16 protein-coding genes are annotated in these 20,010 nt (G+C 69.2%); 5 read left to right on the top strand and 11 right to left on the bottom strand.

Going from position 1 to position 20,010, the window contains the following annotated elements; translation table 11 throughout:
- Positions 1–87 precede the first annotated feature (87 nt).
- The 6 genes from ACLIME_RS08650 to ACLIME_RS08625 form a co-directional block, all read right to left on the bottom strand.
- The gene (locus ACLIME_RS08650) at positions 88–1,434 is read right to left on the bottom strand and encodes an MFS transporter (RefSeq protein WP_079707347.1); all 1,347 of its coding nucleotides are present in this window, start codon (positions 1,432–1,434) and stop codon (positions 88–90) included.
- Between the two features lie 203 nt (positions 1,435–1,637).
- Positions 1,638–2,108 carry a 6,7-dimethyl-8-ribityllumazine synthase gene (gene ribH / locus ACLIME_RS08645; protein WP_064294813.1) on the bottom strand — a complete coding sequence of 157 codons (471 nt, stop codon included), beginning with the start codon at positions 2,106–2,108 and terminating at the stop codon, positions 1,638–1,640.
- 83 nt (positions 2,109–2,191) lie between these two features.
- Complete coding sequence (gene ribA / locus ACLIME_RS08640; RefSeq protein ID WP_411558653.1) at positions 2,192–3,475, bottom strand: GTP cyclohydrolase II; 1,284 nt, start codon at positions 3,473–3,475, stop codon at positions 2,192–2,194.
- Complete coding sequence (locus ACLIME_RS08635; protein ID WP_079707344.1) at positions 3,472–4,167, bottom strand: riboflavin synthase; 696 nt, start codon at positions 4,165–4,167, stop codon at positions 3,472–3,474. The genes ribA and ACLIME_RS08635 overlap by 4 nt, the downstream gene beginning before the upstream one ends.
- 21 nt (positions 4,168–4,188) lie before the next feature.
- The gene (gene ribD / locus ACLIME_RS08630; protein ID WP_411558652.1) at positions 4,189–5,265 is read right to left on the bottom strand and encodes a bifunctional diaminohydroxyphosphoribosylaminopyrimidine deaminase/5-amino-6-(5-phosphoribosylamino)uracil reductase RibD; all 1,077 of its coding nucleotides are present in this window, start codon (positions 5,263–5,265) and stop codon (positions 4,189–4,191) included.
- Positions 5,266–5,597: 332 nt separating this feature from the next.
- Positions 5,598–6,584, bottom strand: a complete 987-nt coding sequence (locus tag ACLIME_RS08625; protein WP_064294816.1) for a sugar-binding transcriptional regulator — start codon at positions 6,582–6,584, stop codon at positions 5,598–5,600.
- Positions 6,585–6,718: 134 nt separating this feature from the next.
- Between ACLIME_RS08625 and ACLIME_RS08620 the strand changes: the two genes are divergently transcribed.
- The 4 genes from ACLIME_RS08620 (at position 6,719) to ACLIME_RS08605 (ending at position 12,322) form a co-directional block, all read left to right on the top strand.
- The gene (locus ACLIME_RS08620; RefSeq protein ID WP_411558651.1) at positions 6,719–8,455 is read left to right on the top strand and encodes a glycerol-3-phosphate dehydrogenase/oxidase; all 1,737 of its coding nucleotides are present in this window, start codon (positions 6,719–6,721) and stop codon (positions 8,453–8,455) included.
- A gap of 147 nt (positions 8,456–8,602) precedes the next feature.
- Positions 8,603–9,355, top strand: a complete 753-nt coding sequence (locus tag ACLIME_RS08615; protein ID WP_079002885.1) for an MIP/aquaporin family protein — start codon at positions 8,603–8,605, stop codon at positions 9,353–9,355.
- Positions 9,356–9,456: 101 nt separating this feature from the next.
- Positions 9,457–10,971: a glycerol kinase GlpK gene (gene glpK, locus ACLIME_RS08610; protein WP_079707342.1), complete on the top strand. Its 1,515-nt coding sequence runs from the start codon at positions 9,457–9,459 to the stop codon at positions 10,969–10,971.
- A gap of 451 nt (positions 10,972–11,422) precedes the next feature.
- Positions 11,423–12,322 (top strand): hypothetical protein, encoded by a 900-nt coding sequence (locus ACLIME_RS08605; RefSeq protein WP_411558650.1) that lies wholly within the window; start codon positions 11,423–11,425, stop codon positions 12,320–12,322.
- Between the two features lie 59 nt (positions 12,323–12,381).
- Here the strand turns inward: ACLIME_RS08605 and trpS are convergent, their stop codons facing one another.
- The 3 genes from trpS to ACLIME_RS08590 form a co-directional block, all read right to left on the bottom strand.
- Positions 12,382–13,386 carry a tryptophan--tRNA ligase gene (trpS, locus tag ACLIME_RS08600; RefSeq protein ID WP_079002883.1) on the bottom strand — a complete coding sequence of 335 codons (1,005 nt, stop codon included), beginning with the start codon at positions 13,384–13,386 and terminating at the stop codon, positions 12,382–12,384.
- A 71-nt stretch (positions 13,387–13,457) separates the two neighbouring features.
- On the bottom strand, positions 13,458–14,303 hold the full coding sequence (locus ACLIME_RS08595) for an exodeoxyribonuclease III (RefSeq protein ID WP_124769718.1): 846 nt from the start codon (positions 14,301–14,303) through the stop codon (positions 13,458–13,460).
- Between the two features lie 9 nt (positions 14,304–14,312).
- On the bottom strand, positions 14,313–15,620 hold the full coding sequence (locus ACLIME_RS08590) for a YihY/virulence factor BrkB family protein (protein WP_202939450.1): 1,308 nt from the start codon (positions 15,618–15,620) through the stop codon (positions 14,313–14,315).
- A gap of 57 nt (positions 15,621–15,677) precedes the next feature.
- On the opposite strand from ACLIME_RS08590, the gene ptsP reads away from it, so the two are divergent.
- The gene (ptsP, locus tag ACLIME_RS08585) at positions 15,678–17,336 is read left to right on the top strand and encodes a phosphoenolpyruvate--protein phosphotransferase (RefSeq protein WP_124769716.1); all 1,659 of its coding nucleotides are present in this window, start codon (positions 15,678–15,680) and stop codon (positions 17,334–17,336) included.
- An 84-nt stretch (positions 17,337–17,420) separates the two neighbouring features.
- Here ptsP and ACLIME_RS08580 read toward each other — a convergent pair whose 3' ends face one another.
- Complete coding sequence (locus tag ACLIME_RS08580; protein ID WP_064294822.1) at positions 17,421–18,188, bottom strand: succinate dehydrogenase iron-sulfur subunit; 768 nt, start codon at positions 18,186–18,188, stop codon at positions 17,421–17,423.
- A 2-nt stretch (positions 18,189–18,190) separates the two neighbouring features.
- A complete protein-coding gene (gene sdhA, locus ACLIME_RS08575) occupies positions 18,191–19,993 on the bottom strand; it encodes a succinate dehydrogenase flavoprotein subunit (protein ID WP_086474106.1) in 1,803 nt (600 codons plus the stop codon).
- Positions 19,994–20,010: the final 17 nt, after the last annotated feature.

The raw sequence follows: 20,010 nt of genomic DNA, 5'->3' as shown, positions 1-20,010 counted from the left end.
CCCGAAGCCGACGCACCGAGCGCGGACGCGCCGAGGGCCGGTGCGCGGAGACGTCCTCCACGCACCGGCCCTCGGTGGTCGCCTCGATCAGGCGTCGATGTCGACGTCCTTGGTCTCCTTGGAGACGATGAGGGCGACGAGCGTGATCAGGGCCATCGCCGAGAGGTAGACGCCGACCCAGAACGGGCTGCCGCCGCCGGCGCTCCACAGCGCCACGGCGATGAACGGTGCGACCGCGGCACCGAGGATCGACGACACGTTGTAGGAGATCCCGGACCCGGTGTACCGCACGTTCGTCGGGAACAGCTCGGGCAGCAGGGCGCCCATCGGTCCGAAGGTGAACCCCATGAGGCTGAATCCGATGATGAGCCAGATCATGACCCCGGTGAACCCGGCGCCGAGCAGCGGGACCCAGACGAGACCGAACACGAGGATCGCGCTCGTCACGACGATGAGCGTCTTGCGGCGTCCGTACTTGTCGGCGAAGGGACCGGACACGAGCGTGAAGATCCCGAAGAAGACCACGCCGGCGATGAGCATGAGCACGAAGGTCGTGTAGCTGTAGCCGAGCCCGGCGACCGGGGCGTCGAGTGGCGCACGGCCGTAGCTCAGGGAGAACGTCGTCATCAGGTAGAAGAGCACGTAGGTGGCGAGCATGAAGAAGGTGCCGAGGAGCAGCTTGCGCCAGTGCAGCTTGACGACGCTCGCGAGCGGCGACCGCTGCACCTTGCCCTGCTCCTTCGCGTTCGTGAACGCGTTGCTCTCGACGAGACGGAGACGGACCCAGAGGCCGACGATGACCATGACGACGGAGAAGAGGAACGGGATGCGCCAGCCCCACTCGAGGAACGCCTCGGACGGCATTGACGGGTCGTCGCTCGGCAGGATCGCCGCGATGATCAGGAACAGTCCGTTGGCGATGATGAAGCCGATCGGCGCACCGAGCTGCGGGAACGTGCCGAACAGGGCACGCTTGCCGGTCGGCGCGTTCTCCGTCGCGACGAGGGCGGCGCCCGACCATTCGCCGCCGAGCGCGAAGCCCTGACCGATGCGGAGGATCACGAGGAGCAGCGGGGCGACCCAGCCGACGAGCTGGTAGGTCGGCAGCAGGCCGATGAGGAAGGTCGCGATCCCCATGGTGAGGAGGGCGCCGACGAGGGTCGCCTTCCGACCGCGTTTGTCGCCGAGGTGCCCGAAGATGACGGCACCGACGGGGCGGGCCACCATCGCGGCGCCGAACACGGCGAAGGAGGCGAGGAGACCCGCGGTCGGGTCCTCACTCGGGAAGAAGAGGTGCGGGAAGACGAGGACGGCGGCCGTCGCGTAGACGTAGAAGTCGTAGAACTCGATCGTCGTGCCGATGAGGCTGGCGAGGACGACTCGGGAGCGCGGATTGACCGGGGCCTTGGTGACTGGGGTTGCTTCGAGAGACATGCGTGCGCGTTTCGGTTCGGGAATGGACGCCGTCGAAGCATCAGCACCGGTCGCGCACGCCCGCCGACGACGGCAGGATCAGAGGTTCGCCCGCTTGTGGCAGGACCATGACACTGTACGCCGAAGTACGGCATTCCGGTATTCGGTTGCCCGGACGGGCGTATACCGATACCGGAATGCCGCGTGATGCGCCTCTGCTCGGGTCAGCCGCGCAGCTCGCGGAGGACGACCGCGGTCGCGACGGCGGCATCAGCGGCCTCCGCCCCCTTGTCCTCCTTCGACCCGGGCAGCCCTGCGCGGTCGAGCCCCTGCTTCTCGTCGTCGAGGGTGAGGACGCCGAAGCCGACGGGCTTGCCCGTCTGGATGCTCACCTGCGTGAGGCCACTCGTCGCGGCGTCGGAGACGTACTCGAAGTGCGGCGTGCCGCCACGGATGATGACCCCGAGTGCGACGACCGCGTCGGCCCCGGCCTCGAGGGCGGCCTTGGCGACGACCGGGAGTTCGAAGCTCCCGGGGACCCGCACGAGGCGGTGGTTGGCGCCGCTCGCATCGAGGGCCTTGACGGCTCCGGCGATGAGACCGTCGGTGATGGTCTCGTGCCAGGTGCCGGCGATGACGACGATGTCGAGGCCGGTGCCGTCGACGCTGATGGTGGGGGATCCTTCGCCGCTCATGCGGTCTCCTGTCTTCTTCCCTCGAGCGCGTCGAGGGGTTGGTGGTGTTCGCGCTCCTCGAAGGAATCGAGGGCGGCGGTGGACTACTGGTGGGGGTGCGGTTCGGGTGCGAGCTCGAACCCGATGCTGTGGCCCATGCGGTCGCGCTTCGTCTCGAGGTAGCTCTCGTTGAACAGGCCGACGCCGACCACCAGCGGGACGCGCTCGCTCACGGCGATGCCGTGGTTCGTGAGCTGTCGCTCCTTCTCCGGGTTGTTCGAGAGCAGGCGCACGGAGGTGATGCCGAGGTCCGTCAGGATCGCGCTCGCCGCCGTGTAGTCGCGGGCGTCGGCCGGCAACCCGAGCGCGAGGTTGGCGTCGAGGGTGTCGAGACCGTCCTCCTGCAACCGGTAGGCGCGCAGCTTGTTGACGAGGCCGATGCCGCGCCCTTCGTGCCCGCGCAGGTAGACGACGACTCCGCCGTGGCGCTGGATGGTGTCCAGAGCACTGTCGAGCTGCGGACCGCACTCGCACTTGAGCGAGCCGAACGCCTCGCCGGTCAGGCACTCGGAGTGGACGCGCACGAGCGCACCGATGGCCTGCGGGTCGCCGGCGATGATGGCGACGTGGTCGGCACCGGTCCTGCGGTCGCGGTAGGCGCGCAACCGGAACGAGCCGTGCGTCGTCGGGACGGTCGTCTCCACCTCGAACGACACGTTCGACGATTCGGGGATGGCCGCCTGGGCGGCGCGTTCCTCGGCGCAGACCGCAGCCGCATCGGGGTTCTCCTCGAGGAAGGCGATGAGTGCGGCGATCGTCGTGACGAGCACGCCCTCCCGCTCCCCGAGCGCGATGAGGCCGGGCAGGCGCATCATCTCGCCGTCGTCGGCGACGATCTCGGAGATCGCCCCGACGGGGACCAGCCCCGCGAGCTTCATGAGGTCGACGGCCGCCTCCGTGTGGCCGTCGCGCTCACGCACCCCGCCGTCGACGGCGCGCAACGGGACGATGTGTCCGGGGCGCGAGAGACTGGCGGGCACGGACGCCGGGTCGGCGAGCACGCGCAAGGTGTGGGCGCGGTCGGCGGCGCTGATGCCGGTGCTGAGCCGGTCGGCCGCGTCGACCGTGACGGTGTACGCGGTGCCTCTGGGGTCCTCGTTGAGCGCGACCATCGGCGGGAGGGCCAGCCGGTCGGCGATCTCGTTCGTCATCGGTGCGCAGATGAATCCGGAGGAGTGTCGGACCGTCCACGCGATCCACTCCTGGGTGGCGGACTCCGCGGCGAGGATCACGTCGCCCTCGTTCTCTCGCCCTTCGTCGTCGGCCACGATGACCGGTCGGCCCTGGCGGAGTGCCGCGAGGGCCTCCGGGATGCTGGCGATGCTCATGCGTTGCCCCTTCCGGTGGCGGTGGTGCCGACCGGGTCCGCGGACTGCGGATCCTGGCCGATGCTGCTGGGGAGTGCCGACTCGAGACGGCTGAACGCGAGCATGCGCTCGACGTGCCGGGCGAGGATGTCGGTCTCGAGGTTCACACGATCGCCGGGGACCCGCTCACCGAGCGTCGTCGCGGCCAGCGTCTCGGGGATGAGGGACACCTCGAACCAGGCTTCCGGTGCGTCCGGAGCGCTGATGGCGCTGACGGTGAGCGAGACGCCGTCGACGGTGATCGATCCCTTGTCGACGACGAGCGGCGCGAGTGCCGCGGGGAGCGAGACGCGCACGACGCGCCAGGCCTCGCCGGGCACCGTTGCCAGGACGGTGCCGGTGCCGTCGACGTGGCCTTGGACGATGTGGCCGCCGAGGCGGTCGCCGACGCGGGCCGCACGTTCGAGGTTGACCGGAGATCCGACCGTGACGCCGTCGAGCGAGCTCATCGCGAGGGTCTGAGCCATGACGTCGGCCGTGAACGTCTCGCCGGTCTGCTCGACGACGGTGAGGCAGACACCGCTCACGGCGATGGAGTCCCCGTGCCTGGTGCCCTCGAGGGCGAGCGGGCCGCGGACGGTGAACCGTGCCGAGTCCTCGCCGTGGTCGATGGCGACGATCGTGCCGAGTTCTTCGATGATGCCCGTGAACATGGGTGGTCCGTTCTCTGGGGGTCAGGCGGTGAGGTGGCGGGCGGCCGAGGCGGAGGCGCTGCGGTCGGGTGTCGTGATGACGAGGAGGTCGTCGCCGAGTGGTTCGACGCCGACGGTGGTGAGGCGGATCGCTTCGCCGATGGTGTCGACACCGAGGTCGCCGATCGCGAGGCGAGGGCCGCCGAGGAGCACCGGGGCGAGGTAGGTGAGGACCGTGTCGGCGAGTCCTGCGCGGAGGAACGCCGTGGCGATGGTCGGGCCGCCCTCGATGAAGACGCTCCGGACGCCCACGGCGCGGAGCTCGGCTAACAGCGCAGCCGGATCATGCCCGTGGTGGACGACGACCGGCCGGGGGTGGCGGTGGACGGCGGCGTCCAGGGGGATCGGGCGATCGCCCATGACGACGGGCAATGGCTGCTCGGGCAGGAGGTCGCCGCGGTCGTCGCGAGCGGTGAGGCTCGGATCGTCGGCGAGGACCGTCCCCGTGCCGACGAGGATCGCATCGTGGGCGGCCCGTCGACGGTGGACGTCGTCGCGCGCGGCGTCGCCGGTGATCCAGCGGCTCGTGCCGTCGCTCGCGGCGATCCGCCCGTCGAGACTCGAGGCCCACTTCACCGTGACGAGCGGACGACCGAGGCGGGCGGTGGTGAGCCAGTCACCGAGGAGGTCCTCCGCCGGTCCGGCGAGTACGCCGCCGACGACGGTGACGCCGCCGTCGCGGAGGCGTTCCGCTCCACCTCCGGAGTGGTGGCCGGGGTCGTCCACGGCGAACACGACGCGCTCGACACCGGCCTCGAGGAGGGCGACGGCACACGGTCCGGTCCGGCCCGTGTGGTTGCAGGGTTCCAGGGTGACGACAGCCGTCGCGCCGCGGGCCGCTCCGGGAGCGAGGTGGGACAGGGCGTCGACCTCCGCATGCGGGGTGCCGGCTCCACGGTGCCAGCCCTCGGCGAGCACGGTGCCGTCAGCGTCGAGGACGACGCAGCCGACGCGGGGGTTGACGCCGCGGGTCGGGCCGTTGGCGGCGAGTTCGAGCGCGCGCAGCATGGCCTGCTCCTCGCGGACACTCGCCTGCGGTGCCTCGGTTCCTGCGCTCATCTGTCCGTCATCTCGGTCGGTACTGACACGAGTTCCGGGGTCGCGGGCAGGTGCTCGCCGGCGTCGACCATCGGCCGACGCCCGTGCTTCCTTCCATCCGGACTCGAACGCTGCCTGCGAGCAGACGCGTTCATAACCGTCGGTCCTGGAGTTCCACCAGGTCAACCGGGCCTCGCTTGCGCGAGACACGGGTCGCGGACTATCACCGCCGGTTCGGACTCTCACCGACCCCGGAGCACGTTACGTGTTGTCGATTCTAGGTCAACGGGCTGAGTGGGTGCCCTATTCCCGGTTCGGATGACGCCCGGTTGCAGCGCCTGATGCGGCCGGGGTCAGCGCTGGGCGTCGTGCTGGTCGATCGCCGCGCGGGCGGTCCCCTCGTCGACCACGAGGTCGGAGATGAGCCCGCCCGCCAACGCCCCGAGGAGCGGGGGCACCTTGGCGGCTCCCGCGACCACGCAGATCCGACGGGAGACGCCGCGCAGCACGTCGAGATCGGGCCCGGACGCACGGTTGTTGAAGGGGATGTCGCGCCAGGAACCGTCGGCGCGGAAGAACACGGTCGCGACGTCCCCGACCGCCCCGGCGCTCGCGAGCGCCTCGAAGTCGCTGTCGTCGAGGTAGCCGCCGACGTAGACGTGGCTGGGCACCCCCGAGAGCTGCGAACCGAGACCGAACAGCGCGACGTCCATGCGGCGTTGGATCTCGAGCACGCGTCGGATGCTGCGTTCCCGCCAGAGGGCCAGCTTGGTCGACGGGTCGTCGAAGAAGGCGGGCACCGCGAACTGCTGCGCGTAGGCCCCGTAGGCGTCCGCGTACCGATGCAGGATCTCACTCGCGTAGAGGATGCCCGAGGTGCGCGTGTTGGCCGCACCGTTCAGCTGGACGATCTGCGAGTTGTGGGTCCGCTTGGGGGTGAGGTGCCTCGCCACCGCACTCACGGTCGAGCCCCATGCCAGGCCGAGCGTCATGTTCGAGTCGAACACCGAGCCGAGAAAACGTGCAGCCGAGAGGGCGACCCGCTCCAGGCGGTCGATGTCGCTCGTGTGGTCGGGGACCGGGACGATGTGGGCGGTCACGCCGAACCGGTCGCGGAACTCCGCCTCGAGCCGCGACGGCATGTCGTGCGGGGAGCGCACCTGGATGTCGACGAGCCCGCTCTCCCGCGCATATCCGAGCAGGCGGGAGACCGACGACCGGGAGGTGTGGAGCTCCTGGGCGATGGCCTCCATGGTGAGGTCCTGCACGTAATACAGCTGTGCGGCGCGGAGCGCCTCGGCCGTCCGGTCCGGCTGGCTGAGCGCGTCTGCGAGCGACATCGGGTCTCCTTGCACGTTTGTTCACTAGGGCTGTTCAGAGTTGCAGCGGGTGTCACGATGTATTCAGTCACATCATTCAGCGGCGCGCAATCCCGGCAGCGTCGCGTACCAACCGCGAAGAAGCGAGGCATCTCATGTCCCTCAAGTCGTCAGCTCCCCGTTCCACCGTCCAGTCCGTCATCGACCGCCCGCAGGCGTCGGTGCTCATCATCGGCGGCGGCATCAACGGCATCGCGACCTTCCGCGACCTCGCGCTCCAGGGCGTCGACGTCACGCTCGTGGAACGCAACGACTGGGCCTCCGGCGCCTCTGCCGCGTCGAGCCACATGATCCACGGCGGCATCCGGTACCTCGAGAACGGCGAGTTCCGCCTCGTCCAGGAGTCGGTGCAGGAGCGCAACGGGCTCATCAAGATCGCCCCGCACTACGTGAAGCCGCTCGAGACCACGGTCCCGATCTTCTCGACCTTCTCCGGCATCCTCTCCGCACCGCTGCGCTTCCTCACCCACAAGCAGGGCAAGCCGCAGGAGCGTGGTGCGCTGCTCATCAAGGTCGGCCTCACCGCGTACGACTCCTTCTCCCGCGACGGTGGCAGCGTGCCGCGTCACCGCTTCCACGGCCGGAAGAAGTCCCTCGCCGACCTGCCGAAGATGAACCCGGGCCTCAAGTACACGGCGACCTACTACGACGCCTCCATGCACGACCCGGAGCGTCTCGCACTCGACGTCCTCATGGACGGCCTCGCCGCCGGCCCGCACGCCCGCGCCGTCAACTACGTCGAGGCGGTCGGCATGGGAGCCGACGGCGTCGAGCTCCGCGACACCGTCACCGGCCAGACCTTCACCGTGACGAGCGACGTCGTGGTCAACACCTCCGGCCCCTGGACCGACCTCACGAACGCCGGCCTCGGCGAGCCGACGACTTACATGGGCGGCACGAAGGGCTCGCACATCGTCCTCGACAATCCGGAGCTCTACGCGGCCACCAAGGGGCGCGAGATCTTCTTCGAGCACGAGGACGGCCGCATCGTCCTCATCTACCCGCTCAAGGGCAAGGTCATGGTCGGCACGACCGACATCGACGCCGACCCGAGTACGCCGAGCGTCTGCACCGAGGAGGAGGTCGACTACTTCTTCGACCTCGTGAAGCACGTCTTCCCGACCATCGCGACCTCGCGCGAACAGATCGTCTACCGGTTCTCCGGCATCCGCCCGCTGCCGAAGCACGACGACGAGGCCCCCGGCTTCGTGTCGCGCGACTACCGGATCGAGCGTCGGGCCGCCGCTGCACGTCCGTCCACCACCGTGTTCAGCCTCGTCGGCGGCAAGTGGACCACCTTCCGGGCCCTCGCCGAGCACCTCAGCACGGACGTGCTCAACACCATCGGGGCCCCGCGCCCCGTGGAGACCCTCGGCCTCGCGATCGGCGGCGGCGCCGGCTTCCCGCGCACCGACTCGGCGACGCGCACCTGGGTCGCCGCGCACGAGGACGGCATCGGTGCCAAGCGTGCCGAGCAGCTGCTGGGCCGGTACGGCACGAAGGCCGCCGCACTCCTCGAGCACCTGTCCGAGCACGGCGACGACCGCTTGCAGGGCGCTGCCGACTACAGCGTGCAGGAGCTGGAGTTCCTCGTCGAGCAGGAGCAGGTCGTGCACCTCTCCGACGTGCTGCACCGTCGTACGAGCCTCGCCTTCACCGGATCGCTGACCGCCGGCCTCGTCGACGAGATCGCCCGCGTCGTCGGCGGTGTCCTCGGGTGGGACGACGCCGAGCGGACGGCGCAGATCACCGCAGCGCTCGACCGCCTGCGCGACGCCCACCAGGTCGACCTCCGGGTCGACGCCGCCAAGGAGGCCCCGGCGTTCTCATAATGCACGAATGTGCAGGCAAGGCCCTTGTCCTGTGCAACAGGAGCTGGCTACCTTACAAGCAACTGGTCAGTGCAACCTCGCCCAGCGGGGGCTCGCGCCTCGGCGTCGGCCCCCACACGGCCACACCTATGAAAGGTCAATGAAGACATGAACCTCGGAACCATCTTCCTCTCCGAGACCGTGGGGACGGCGATGCTCGTCCTCCTCGGTACCGGTGTGGTCGCCACGGCGATCCTCACGAAATCCAAGGGCCTCGGTGGCGGCTGGCTGCTCATCAACTTCGGTTGGGGCCTCGCGGTCTTCGCCGGTGTCACGGTGTCCTACGCCTCCGGCGGACACCTGAACCCCGCCGTCACGATCGGCTTCCTCACCACGGGATCGATCGACTTCGGTACGGCGCTCGTCTACTGGGCGGCGCAGATGGTCGGTGCCTTCATCGGTGCCGTGCTGACGTACTTCGCCTTCAAGCAGCACTTCGACCAGGAGGAGGACCCGGGCAAGAAGCTCGGTGTCTTCTCGACCGGTCCGGAGATCCGCAGCTACGGCTGGAACCTCGTGACCGAGGTCATCGCGACCTTCGTCCTCGTCTTCGTCGTGATGTCCTTCGGCAAGACCGGCCCCGACGCGGTGGTCATCGAGGGCGTCCCCGGGGGACTCGCAGCCCTGGGCGCCCTTCCCGTCGCCCTGCTCGTCGTCGGAATCGGTGCCTCCCTCGGTGGCCCGACCGGCTACGCGATCAACCCGGCACGTGACCTCGGTCCGCGTATCGCCCACGCCCTCCTCCCCATCAAGGGCAAGGGCAAGAGCGACTGGTCCTACGCCTGGGTGCCGGTCGTCGGCCCCCTGCTCGGCGGTGTCCTCGCGGCCCTCGCCTCGATGGTGCTGCTCCCGGCCGTCTGACCTGACGCTGCGGCGGTGACCGGACACGATCACCGCCGCGGCACCCCGGGGTACCGGTTCCGGTGCCTCACCTCGCAACGCACGCAACGAAGGAGTATCCAATGGCGGACTACGTCATCGCAATCGACCAGGGGACGACGAGTTCCCGGGCCATCGTCTTCGACAAGAGCGGATCGATCGTCTCGACGGGCCAGCTCGAGCACGAGCAGATCTTCCCGAAGGCCGGCTGGGTCGAGCACAACCCGAACCAGATCTGGAACAACACCCGCGAGGTCATCGGCCAGGCGCTCAGCAAGGCCAACATCACCCGGCACGCCATCGCGGCCATCGGCATCACGAACCAGCGCGAGACCGCCGTCGTCTGGGACAAGACCACCGGTCAGCCCGTCTACAACGCGATCGTCTGGCAGGACACGCGCACCCAGGACATCGTGAACCGCCTCGCTGCGGACGGCGGCGTCGAGCGCTTCAAGAAGACCGTCGGCCTGCCGCTGGCGACCTACTTCTCCGGCACGAAGATCGTCTGGATCCTCGAGAACGTCGAGGGTGCTCGCGAGAAGGCCGAGGCGGGCGACCTCCTCTTCGGTACGACCGACAGCTGGGTCATCTGGAACCTCACCGGTGGTGTCAACGGCGGCGTGCACGTCACCGACGTCACCAACGCCTCGCGCACGCTCTTCATGGACCTCGAGACCCTGCAGTGGGACGACGAGATCCTCAAGGCGTTCGGCGTCCCGAAGTCGATGCTCCCGGAGATCAAGAGCTCCTCCGAGATCTACGGCCACGCGTCCGACGACAGCCTCCTCCGCGAGACGCCGATCGCCGGCATCCTCGGCGACCAGCAGGCGGCGACCTTCGGGCAGGCGGCGTTCCAGCAGGGCGAGGCCAAGAACACCTACGGCACCGGTAACTTCATCATCTTCAACACCGGTGAGGAGATCGTCCACTCCGAGAACGGTCTGCTGACGACGCTCGGCTACAAGCTCGGCGACGCGAAGCCGCACTACGCGCTCGAGGGTTCGATCGCCGTGACCGGTTCGCTCGTCCAGTGGCTGCGCGACAACCTCGGCATGTTCTCCTCCGCTCCCGAGGTCGAGGCGCTCGCCAAGACCGTCGAGGACAACGGTGGCGCGTACTTCGTGCCGGCGTTCTCCGGGCTGTTCGCGCCGTACTGGCGTCCGGACGCCCGCGGTGCGCTCGTCGGGCTCACCCGGTACGTCAACAAGGGCCACATCGCCCGGGCCGCCCTCGAGTCGACCGCGTTCCAGACGGCCGAGGTCATCGACGCCGTCAACGCCGACTCGGGTGTCCCGCTGACGGAGCTCAAGGTCGACGGCGGCATGACCGCCAACGACACGCTCATGCAGTTCCAGGCCGACATCCTCGGTGTGCCGGTCATCCGACCGGTCGTCGCCGAGACCACGGCGCTCGGCGCTGCCTACGCGGCCGGTCTCGCCGTCGGCTTCTGGTCCGACCTCGACGACCTCGCGAAGAACTGGCAGGAGGACAAGCGCTGGGAGCCCAACATGGACTCCGCGGAGCGCGACCGCCTCTACCGCAACTGGAAGAAGGCCGTCACGAAGACCTTCGACTGGGTCGACGACGACGTGCAGTAGTCCCGACCGACCGGAACGGCCCGTCCTCCTCGCGGAGGGCGGGCCGTTCTGTCGTCCGTCCTCGTGCCGCTTCCCGCAGGGTGCACCTGCGCAAAACTCCTGCAGCTTGAGGACCGACTCGGGAGCAACCGCGCCATTCCGCCTGCCCGCGCCGACCGGGCCGGTCAGGCGCAGGAGTTCTGCGCGAACTCGCTGCCTCCCGCGAGACTCGCTCCGACCCCATCTCGTCGAGATGGGTGTCCCACATGCGCATAACTCCTGCTCCTCGCTGCTGCGGCGCCTCCCTGGGGTCGATCCTGAGCGTTGGCCAGTGGCCAGCAGGAGTTGTGAACCGCGTGCGACGGTGACGCCCTGACCGTGACCCTCCTCCACAGCGCTCCCGTAGTCCTCGACCGACGACGAAGCAGCCGCGTCGGACCGACCGCTCGATCGGTGCCCCGAACCTCGATGGATGGACAGTGCAGCTTCTGGTCACACGATCCTCACCCGCTCGACGCTTCTCGAGGAAGGTATGCGACCGCGTGAGATCACCCAGGCGGTGCGTGACGGAACGATCGTTCGCGTGCGGCGCGATCGATACGCGCTCCCCGGAGTACACGATGACATCCGTGCCGCAGTGCGCATCGGGGGGAGGCGAGCGTGCCTGTCCACCCTGGCCGCCCGTGGTGTGTTCGTGTTCGGCGCCACCCGGGTCCATGTGCATGTAGACCGCAGCGCCTCACGACTTCGCGGACCGCGGGCGGAGGACCGGCGGCTGGCTACCAGCGATCGACGGGAGTTCACTCTCCACTGGCGACCGCTTGATCAGCCGTGCGGCACGTTCGACTGCGACGTGTCGATCATCGACGCACTGGCCCAGTCCATCCGGTGCCAGTCGCCGCGGATGGCACTCGCGACGCTCGACAGCGCGGTCCATCTCGGGTTGGTGGATGAGCCCGACCTCCGACGAGTCTTCGCCCTGGTGCCCGAACGCTTTCGTGCGCTCATGGCGTTGATCGATGGACGCGCCGAGTCAGGTCCGGAGACACTCCTGCGCTTGATCGTCCGCAGCCTCGGTCTGTCGTACGAAGTGCAGCCCCGTCTGGCGGAGGGTGGACGCGGTGATCTCCTGGTGGCTGAGTCATTGTTGATCGAGGTCGACAGTCGAGCCCATCATGAGGGGTGGTCGCACGCCGTCTCCGACCGCACCCGCGACCTCAGAGCCGCCTCGCGCGGGCTGATGACGTTGCGACCGCTCTACCAGCACGTGGTGCATGAGCCCGGGCTCGTCGCGGCAGCGATCACCGGTCTGATCGGGGACGTACGCACAACTCCTGCTCACCGCGTGGGTACTCCACGGGCCGCGCGGTGAGTGCGGTGTGTGCGGGCTTGCGGACAGTGACGAGCAGGAGTTGCGAACGGACCGCGGGATCAGGCGGGGCGGAGGAGTCCGACGCGGTCGTAGACCTCGGCGAGGGTCTGCTCGGCGACCTCGGTCGCGCGCGCGGCGTTGACCGCGAGCAGGCGGTCGAGCTCGGCGGGGTCGTCGAGGAGCTCGAGCGCGCGCGCACGGACCGGCTCGAGTTCGCCCACGACGACCTCGGCGAGACCCTTCTTGAGGTCGCCGTAGCCACGACCCTCGAACTCGCCGACGACGGCCTCGATGGGGGAGCCGGTGATCGCGGAGTAGATGCTCAACAGGTTCGAGACACCGGGCTTCTCCTGTGCGTCGAAGGCGATGACGCCGTCGTTGTCGGTGACGGCACGCATGATCTTCTTCTGCGTGACCTTCGGCTCGTCGAGCAACCAGATGATCCCCGCCGGGGTCTCGGCGGACTTCGACATCTTCGACGTCGGGTTCTGGAGGTCGTAGATGCGCGCGGAGTCCTTCTGGATCTGCGCCTTCGGGACGACGAAGGTGTCGCCGAAGCGGGCGTTGAACCGCTCGGCGAGGTCGCGCGTGAGCTCGATGTGCTGCCGCTGGTCGTCGCCGACCGGCACGATGTCGGTCTGGTAGAGCAGGATGTCCGCCGCCATGAGGATCGGGTAGGCGAAGAGCCCGACCGACGAGGCGTCGCGCCCGTGCTTGGCCGACTTGTCCTTGAACTGCGTCATGCGCGCGGCCTCGCCCATGCCGGTGATCGTGTTGAGCACCCAGGCGAGCTGTGCGTGCGCCGGGACGTGCGACTGGACGTACAGGGTCGACGCCGAGGGGTCGATGCCTGCGGCGATGTACTGGGCGGCCGTGCGACGGGTCTTCTCGCGGAGCTCGGCGGGGTCCTGCGGCACCGTGATCGCGTGCAGGTCGACGATGCTGAAGAAGGCGTCGTGCTCCTGCTGCATCTGCTTCCACTGCAGGAGGGCACCGATGTAGTTGCCGAGGTGGAGCGAGTCGGCGGAGGGCTGCATGCCGGAGTACAGGCGTGGCTTGGTCATGTGGGTTCTCGCAGAGGGATGAGCGGCCGGAGCCGGGGCACGGAGTGGTGGGGTGGCGTGATGCCGAAGGGTCAGACGGCGTAGTCGACGACGACGGGGGCGTGATCGGACCATCGCTGGTCGTACGCCGCTGCGCGGTCGATCGTGTAGCCGGACGCGAGGGCCGCGAGCTCGGGGGTGGCGAGCTGGTAGTCGATGCGCCAGCCGGTGTCGGTGTCGAAGGCCTGGCCGCGCTGCGACCACCAGGTGTAGGGACCGGGGACCTGGCCGGCGGACTGGCGCCCGATGTCGACCCAGCCGAGGCCGGTGCCGGTCACGCCGTCGACGCCCGTCACCGTCTCACCAGCCGGGCCGAGGTAGCGGTCGAAGTAGGACCGCTCCGCGGGCAGGAAGCCGGCACGCTTGACGTTGCCCTTCCAGTTCTTGATGTCGAGCTCGGTGTGGCCGACGTTGAGGTCGCCGACGACGAGGGACAGCGGGTTGTGCTCGCGCAGTGCCGGCAGCCGCTCGAGCATCGCCTCGAGGAAACGGAACTTCTCGACCTGCTTGGGGGTGTCGACCTCGCCGGAGTGCACGTAGGTGCTCACGACCGTGACGAGGGTGCCGTCGACGTCGAAGTCGGCCTCGATCCACCGACCCGCACTGTCGAAGTCGTCGGCTCCGAGGGCGACCCGGTGGATGCCCGCCGAGCGACGGCTGACGATCGCGACGCCGGCACGCCCCTTGGCGGTCGCGGCATCGTGCAGGATGTTCCACTCCGGTCCGAAGAGCGTCTCGAGGTCGCTCGTCGCGGCGCGGACCTCCTGCAGGGCGAGGATGTCGACCCCGCGGTCTTCGAGCCAGTCGCCCATCCCCTTGCGGAAGGCCGCGCGGACTCCGTTGACGTTGACACTGGCGATGCGGAGGGGTGCAGACATGCCTCCAGCTTAGTCGCGGGGGCCGACAACGCCCTGGCCCCGGCGCCCGCCCGGGCGTCGGCGATGAGGTGGGTCCGACGCGTCCGCCGCGGGCGACTCGGGGGCTTCGCCGTGCTCTCGGATGAGCTCGGCCGAGGCCTCCTCGGCGTGCCGGACGCGCCGGCGGGCGAACCAGACCGCCGGGCCCTTGGCGCGCCGGAGGGATTCGCGAGCCTCCCGCAGTTCCGCCTCGGCGATCAGCCTCCTGGCCGCCAGCTCTTCGGCCGCCTGCTCCTCCGGCGTCGTCGTGCGCACACTGATGCCCTGGTCGTCGAGCCCCACGGCGATCCAGGCGGCGGAGGCGAGGATGACGCGGCTCACGAGGTTGAACCACAGCATGAGGCCGATGAACACCGCGAAGGTCGCGAGCAACGGGTTCCGGGAGGCCCCGGCGATCACCGCACTGCTCGCGACGCTCAGGAGTGAGAGCACCAGGCTGCCGAGGAGCGCGCCTCCGAAGAGGTTGCGCCACGGGATCCGGATCCGGCTGAGCACGCGGTACATGGCGCCGAGGGTGACGAGGTTCACGACCACCGCGACGACCAGCCCGACGACCCGGCTGCCGACGGTCACCCAGAAGGTGCCCTCCAAGCCGACCAGTGACAGCAGCCAGCTGAGTGCCTGTGTGCTGGCGACCGACAGCGTCGCGGAGACGAGGAGGAGGACGCCGAAGGCGAGTGCCAGCACGAGGTCGACGACCTTGAGCAGGAAGAAGCTGGCCGCGACCTTCGGGAGCGCGAAGATCGACCTGACCGCCTGTCGGGTGTAGTACAGCCAGCCGATCGCCGTCCAGATGAGACCGACGGCGGCGATGACCCCGGTCCAGCCGAGCAGCGAGGCGCTCGACAACTGCTCCTCGGCGATGATGCCTTCGCCGTCGGTGCCGATGAGGCCGGGGACGGCGCGGTTGATGATCTCCACCAGCGCCTGGAAGACCTCGGCGTTGTTGCCGAGCCAGATGCCGGTGATGGCGAATCCGACGTAGACCGCGGCGAACACGGCGAAGACGGCCTGGAAGCTGATCCCGGCGGCCAGGAGGTTGCCGTCCATGGCGAGATACCGATGGATGACGCGATAGGGCTTCAGCCGCATGACCCACGTCGTGGCGCGCTCCGCTCTCGCCGCGCGGGGCGCGAGCCGTCGGATGAACGGGTTCTCGCTGTTCTGGATCCATTGGAACACGAGTGGCGGTGGCGTCTGTTGGAGCCGCACCCTGGGGGTCGTACCGGCGTCCGGCGCGTCGGCGGAGTCCTTCCTCGGCGCACGCGGATTGGTCACCGGACCAGCCTACAAGCGGGCCGGACCGGGGGAGAGGCGGTGCACTAGGGTCGAACCATGCGCGAGGCGGAGGGGCAACGCACGTTCACCGGCACCGGCGTCGGACGCGGCGTCGTCGCCGGTCCCGTGCTCCGCATGCCGGAACCGCTGCCCGAACCGAGTGCCGACCCGTTCGGCGGGGACGTCACGCTCGAACAGGCCCGGGCCGTCGCGGCGCTCAGCGCGACGCGGGCCGACCTCGAGGACCGGGCTCGACGAGCCGGCGGACATGCGCAGGACGTGCTCGAAGCGCAGGCGGTCATGGCGGACGACCCGGCGCTCGCGGAGGACGTCGCAACGCGCATCGCGGCGGGGCGTTCCGCGGAGCGCGCCGTGTTCGAGGCCCTGGCGACGGTCCAGCAGGTCCTCTTCAACCTGGGGGAGCCGATGGCGGCGCGCGCGACCGACGTCGGTGACGTCTCGCAACGGGTCATCGCGCGGTTACTGGGCCGACCTGTCCCCGGACCTCCCGAGTCGGACGAGCCGTTCGTCCTCGTCGCCACGGACCTCGCTCCGGCAGACGCCGCGCTCCTCGATCTCGAGCGGGTGCTGGCACTCGTCACGAGTGGCGGCTCGGCGACCTCGCACACGGCCATCCTCGCACGCGAGCAGTCACTCATCGCCGTCGTGGGCGTCGCAGGAGCCGAGCAGTTCGAGGACGGTGAGATCGTCCTCGTCGACGCCGGAGCCGGGGTCGTCACCGGGTCGCCGACGAAACGCGAGGTGCGGTCCGCCAGGTCCACCGCGGCCGAGCGCGTGCGGGTCTCACCGCGCTCACCGGGCGAACTCGCCGACGGCACCCCGGTGCCCCTGCTCGCGAACCTCGGGTCCGTCACCGGTGCGGCCGGTGCCCTGGCCCTTGGCGCCGAGGGGGTCGGGCTGTTCCGCACCGAGCTGCTCTTCCTGGACCGCGCGGAGGCGCCGGGCGTCGCCGAACAGGCTGACCGCTACGGCGAGTTGCTCGCGGCGTTCCCGGGCAAGCGGGTCGTCGTCCGGGTGTTCGACGCCGGAGCCGACAAGCCGCTCGCCTTCCTCCGAGCGGACGAGGCCGAGGCCAACCCGGCGCTCGGGGTGCGGGGCATCCGGGCGCTCCGCGCACGTGACGAGGTGCTCCGAGACCAGCTCACGGCGCTCGCGCTCGCACAGGACGCCCACGAGGCGGACCTCTGGGTGATGGCCCCGATGATCGCCGACCTCCCCGAGGCCGCGGCGTTCGTGACCCTCGCGAAACGGCTCGGGCTCCGCACGGTCGGGACGATGATCGAGGTGCCGTCGAGTGCGCTGCTCGCCGCGCAGATCCTCGGGGTCGCGGACTTCGTGAGCATCGGCACCAACGATCTGACGCAGTACACGCTCGCGGCGGACCGTCTCCTCGGGCCGCTCGGCTCGTATCAGGACCCGTGGCACCCCGCCGTGCTGCGGCTCGTCAAGCTCGTCGGCGACGCCGGTCTCGCCTCCGGGCGCTCGATCGGCGTCTGCGGGGAAGCGGCAGCGGACCCGGCCCTCGCGGTCGTGCTCGTCGGCCTCGGGGCGACGAGTCTCTCGGTCACCCCGGCCGCGCTCGGCGACGTCCGGAGCGAGTTGCGACGCTACACGCTCGAGGCGGCTCGTGCCATGGCCATGGACGCCCTGAGCGCCGCGTCACCGGCTGAAGCCAGAGCTGCCGCGCTGGCCTGACGTCGCTCGACGAACAGGTCGCCCTGCACGAACACGTCCGGCCCAGCGCAGTGCGCTGGGCCGGACGGATGAACCGGGTGTGGGCTAGGAGACCTTGCCGGAGATCATGGCCTGCTTGACCTCGGCGATCGCCTGCGTGACCTGGATGCCGCGGGGGCACGCCTCGGTGCAGTTGAAGGTGGTGCGGCAGCGCCACACGCCCTCCTGGTCGTTGAGGATGTCCAGGCGAACCTGCGAGGCGTCGTCGCGGGAGTCGAAGATGAAGCGGTGCGCGTTCACGATCGCCGCCGGGCCGAAGTACTGGCCGTCGGTCCAGAACACGGGGCACGACGAGGTGCACGCGGCGCACAGGATGCACTTCGTGGTGTCGTCGAAGCGGGCGCGCTCGGCGACCGACTGCACGCGCTCCTTGTTCTTCTCCGCAGGCTTGCCGGGCATGAGGAACGGCTGCACCTCGCGGAACGACGCGAAGAAGGGGTCCATGTCGACGACGAGGTCCTTCTCGAGCGGCAGGCCCTTGATCGCCTCGACGTAGATCGGCTTCGAGATGTCGAGGTCCTTGATCAGCGTCTTGCAGGCGAGGCGGTTCCGTCCGTTGATCCGCATGGCGTCGGAGCCGCAGATGCCGTGCGCGCAGGAGCGACGGAACGTGAGGGTCCCGTCCTGTTCCCACTTGATCTTGTGGAGCGCGTCCAGGATGCGGTCCGTCGGGAACATCTCGACGTCGAAGTCCTCCCAGCGCGGCTCGGCGTCCACGTCCGGGTCGAATCGACGGATGATCAGGGTGACCGTGAAGGACTGGATCTCCTCCGGTGCTGCTGCCGGCGGGTTCTCGAGCGTTGCAGTGCTCATCGCTAGTACTTCCTCTCCATCGGCTGGTACCGCGTGATGACCACGGGCTTCCAGTCGAGCCGGATGTGGTCGGCCGCGTCGGACGAGTGCGGGTCGCCGGACAGGTACGCCATCGTGTGCTTCATGTAGTTCTCGTCGTCGCGCTTCGGGTAGTCGTCGCGCATGTGACCGCCACGGCTCTCCTGACGGTTGCGAGCGGAGTAGACGACGACCTCGGCGAGGTCGAGCAGGAAGCCCAGCTCGATCGCCTCGAGGAGGTCCGTGTTGAACCGCTTGCCCTTGTCCTGGACGGCGATGTTCTGGTACCGCTCGCGCAGGTTGTGGATGGTGGCGGTGACGCCGGCGAGGGACTCGTCGGTCCGGAACACCTGGGCGTTACGGTCCATCTCCTCCTGCAGCTCCTTGCGGATCGTGGAGATCCGCTCCGTGCCGTTGGAGTTCCGCATCTGCTCGATGAGGCCGGAGACGAAGCCGGCGGGGTTCTCGGGCAGTGGCGTGAAGTCGACGCCCTGGACGTACTCGACGGCGTTGTTGCCGGCGCGCTTGCCGAACACGTTGATGTCGAGGAGCGAGTTCGTGCCGAGCCGGTTCGAGCCGTGGACGGACACGCACGCGCATTCGCCTGCCGCGTACAGGCCGGGGACGACGGTGTTGTTGTCGCTCAGGACCTCGGCCTTGACGTTCGTCGGGATGCCGCCCATGGCGTAGTGCGCCGTCGGCATGACCGGGACGGGCTCCGTCACCGGGTCGACACCGAGGTAGGTGCGCGCGAACTCGGTGATGTCGGGCAGCTTGGTCTCGAGGACCTCGGCACCGAGGTGGGTGCAGTCGAGGTAGACGTAGTCCTTGTTCGGCCCGGCACCGCGGCCTTCCGCGACCTCCTGGACCATGCAGCGCGCGACGATGTCTCGCGGGGCGAGGTCCTTGATGGTCGGGGCGTACCGCTCCATGAAGCGTTCACCGCTCGCGTTCCGGAGGATCGCACCCTCACCTCGCGCTCCCTCGGTGAGGAGGATGCCGAGACCGGCGAGGCCGGTGGGGTGGAACTGGAAGAACTCCATGTCCTCGAGCGGGAGACCCTTGCGCCAGATGATCCCGACGCCGTCGCCCGTGAGGGTGTGGGCGTTCGAGGTCGTCTTGTAGATCTTGCCGAAGCCACCGGTGGCGAAGATGACCGCCTTCGCCTGGAAGACGTGGATCTCGCCGGTGGAGAGCTCGTACGCGACCACACCGGACGGCTTGTCGACGCCGTCGACGTTCGTCATGATCAGGTCGAGCGCGTAGTACTCGTTGAAGAAGTTGATGCCGAGGCGGACGCAGTTCTGGAACAGCGTCTGCAGGATCATGTGGCCCGTGCGGTCGGCCGCGTAGCAGGCACGGCGGACCGGCGCCTTACCGTGGTCGCGGGTGTGGCCGCCGAAGCGACGCTGGTCGATCTTGCCCTCGGGGGTGCGGTTGAACGGCAGACCCATGTTCTCGAGGTCGATGACCGCGTCGATGGCCTCCTTCGCGAGGATCTCCGCAGCATCCTGGTCGACGAGGTAGTCGCCGCCCTTGATGGTGTCGAAGGTGTGCCACTCCCAGCTGTCCTCCTCGACGTTCGCGAGCGCAGCGGCCATGCCGCCCTGCGCCGCTCCCGTGTGGGACCGCGTCGGGTAGAGCTTGGAGATGACGGCCGTCTTCGCTCCGGGGCCGGCCTCGATCGCGGCGCGCATGCCGGCACCGCCGGCACCGACGATCACGATGTCGAACTGGTGGTAGTGGATGCCGTCGATGACGGTGGACTCGGTGGTTTCTGTAGTCACGGTTTCCGTTGCTCGGT

Source organism: Plantibacter sp. MPB07 (assembly GCF_046619465.1).
Taxonomy (GTDB): domain Bacteria; phylum Actinomycetota; class Actinomycetes; order Actinomycetales; family Microbacteriaceae; genus Plantibacter; species Plantibacter auratus.
Note: the sequence above shows the minus strand (reverse complement) of the source record. Positions and strands in the feature narration are given on the sequence as shown.

Bases quoted from the DNA above. Each gene is read 5' to 3' on its own strand.
- ribD (WP_411558652.1), bottom strand. From the start codon at position 5,265: ATGAGCGCAGGAACCGAGGCACCGCAGGCGAGTGTCCGCGAGGAGCAG.
- ACLIME_RS08620 (WP_411558651.1), top strand. From the start codon at position 6,719: ATGTCCCTCAAGTCGTCAGCTCCCCGTTCCACCGTCCAGTCCGTCATC.
- trpS (WP_079002883.1), bottom strand. From the start codon at position 13,386: ATGACCAAGCCACGCCTGTACTCCGGCATGCAGCCCTCCGCCGACTCG.
- ACLIME_RS08580 (WP_064294822.1), bottom strand. From the start codon at position 18,188: ATGAGCACTGCAACGCTCGAGAACCCGCCGGCAGCAGCACCGGAGGAG.
- glpK (WP_079707342.1), top strand. From the start codon at position 9,457: ATGGCGGACTACGTCATCGCAATCGACCAGGGGACGACGAGTTCCCGG.
- ACLIME_RS08615 (WP_079002885.1), top strand. From the start codon at position 8,603: ATGAACCTCGGAACCATCTTCCTCTCCGAGACCGTGGGGACGGCGATG.
- ACLIME_RS08635 (WP_079707344.1), bottom strand. From the start codon at position 4,167: ATGTTCACGGGCATCATCGAAGAACTCGGCACGATCGTCGCCATCGAC.
- ACLIME_RS08625 (WP_064294816.1), bottom strand. From the start codon at position 6,584: ATGTCGCTCGCAGACGCGCTCAGCCAGCCGGACCGGACGGCCGAGGCG.
- ribH (WP_064294813.1), bottom strand. From the start codon at position 2,108: ATGAGCGGCGAAGGATCCCCCACCATCAGCGTCGACGGCACCGGCCTC.
- ACLIME_RS08595 (WP_124769718.1), bottom strand. From the start codon at position 14,303: ATGTCTGCACCCCTCCGCATCGCCAGTGTCAACGTCAACGGAGTCCGC.
- ptsP (WP_124769716.1), top strand. From the start codon at position 15,678: ATGCGCGAGGCGGAGGGGCAACGCACGTTCACCGGCACCGGCGTCGGA.
- ACLIME_RS08650 (WP_079707347.1), bottom strand. From the start codon at position 1,434: ATGTCTCTCGAAGCAACCCCAGTCACCAAGGCCCCGGTCAATCCGCGC.
- ACLIME_RS08605 (WP_411558650.1), top strand. From the start codon at position 11,423: ATGGACAGTGCAGCTTCTGGTCACACGATCCTCACCCGCTCGACGCTT.
- ribA (WP_411558653.1), bottom strand. From the start codon at position 3,475: ATGAGCATCGCCAGCATCCCGGAGGCCCTCGCGGCACTCCGCCAGGGC.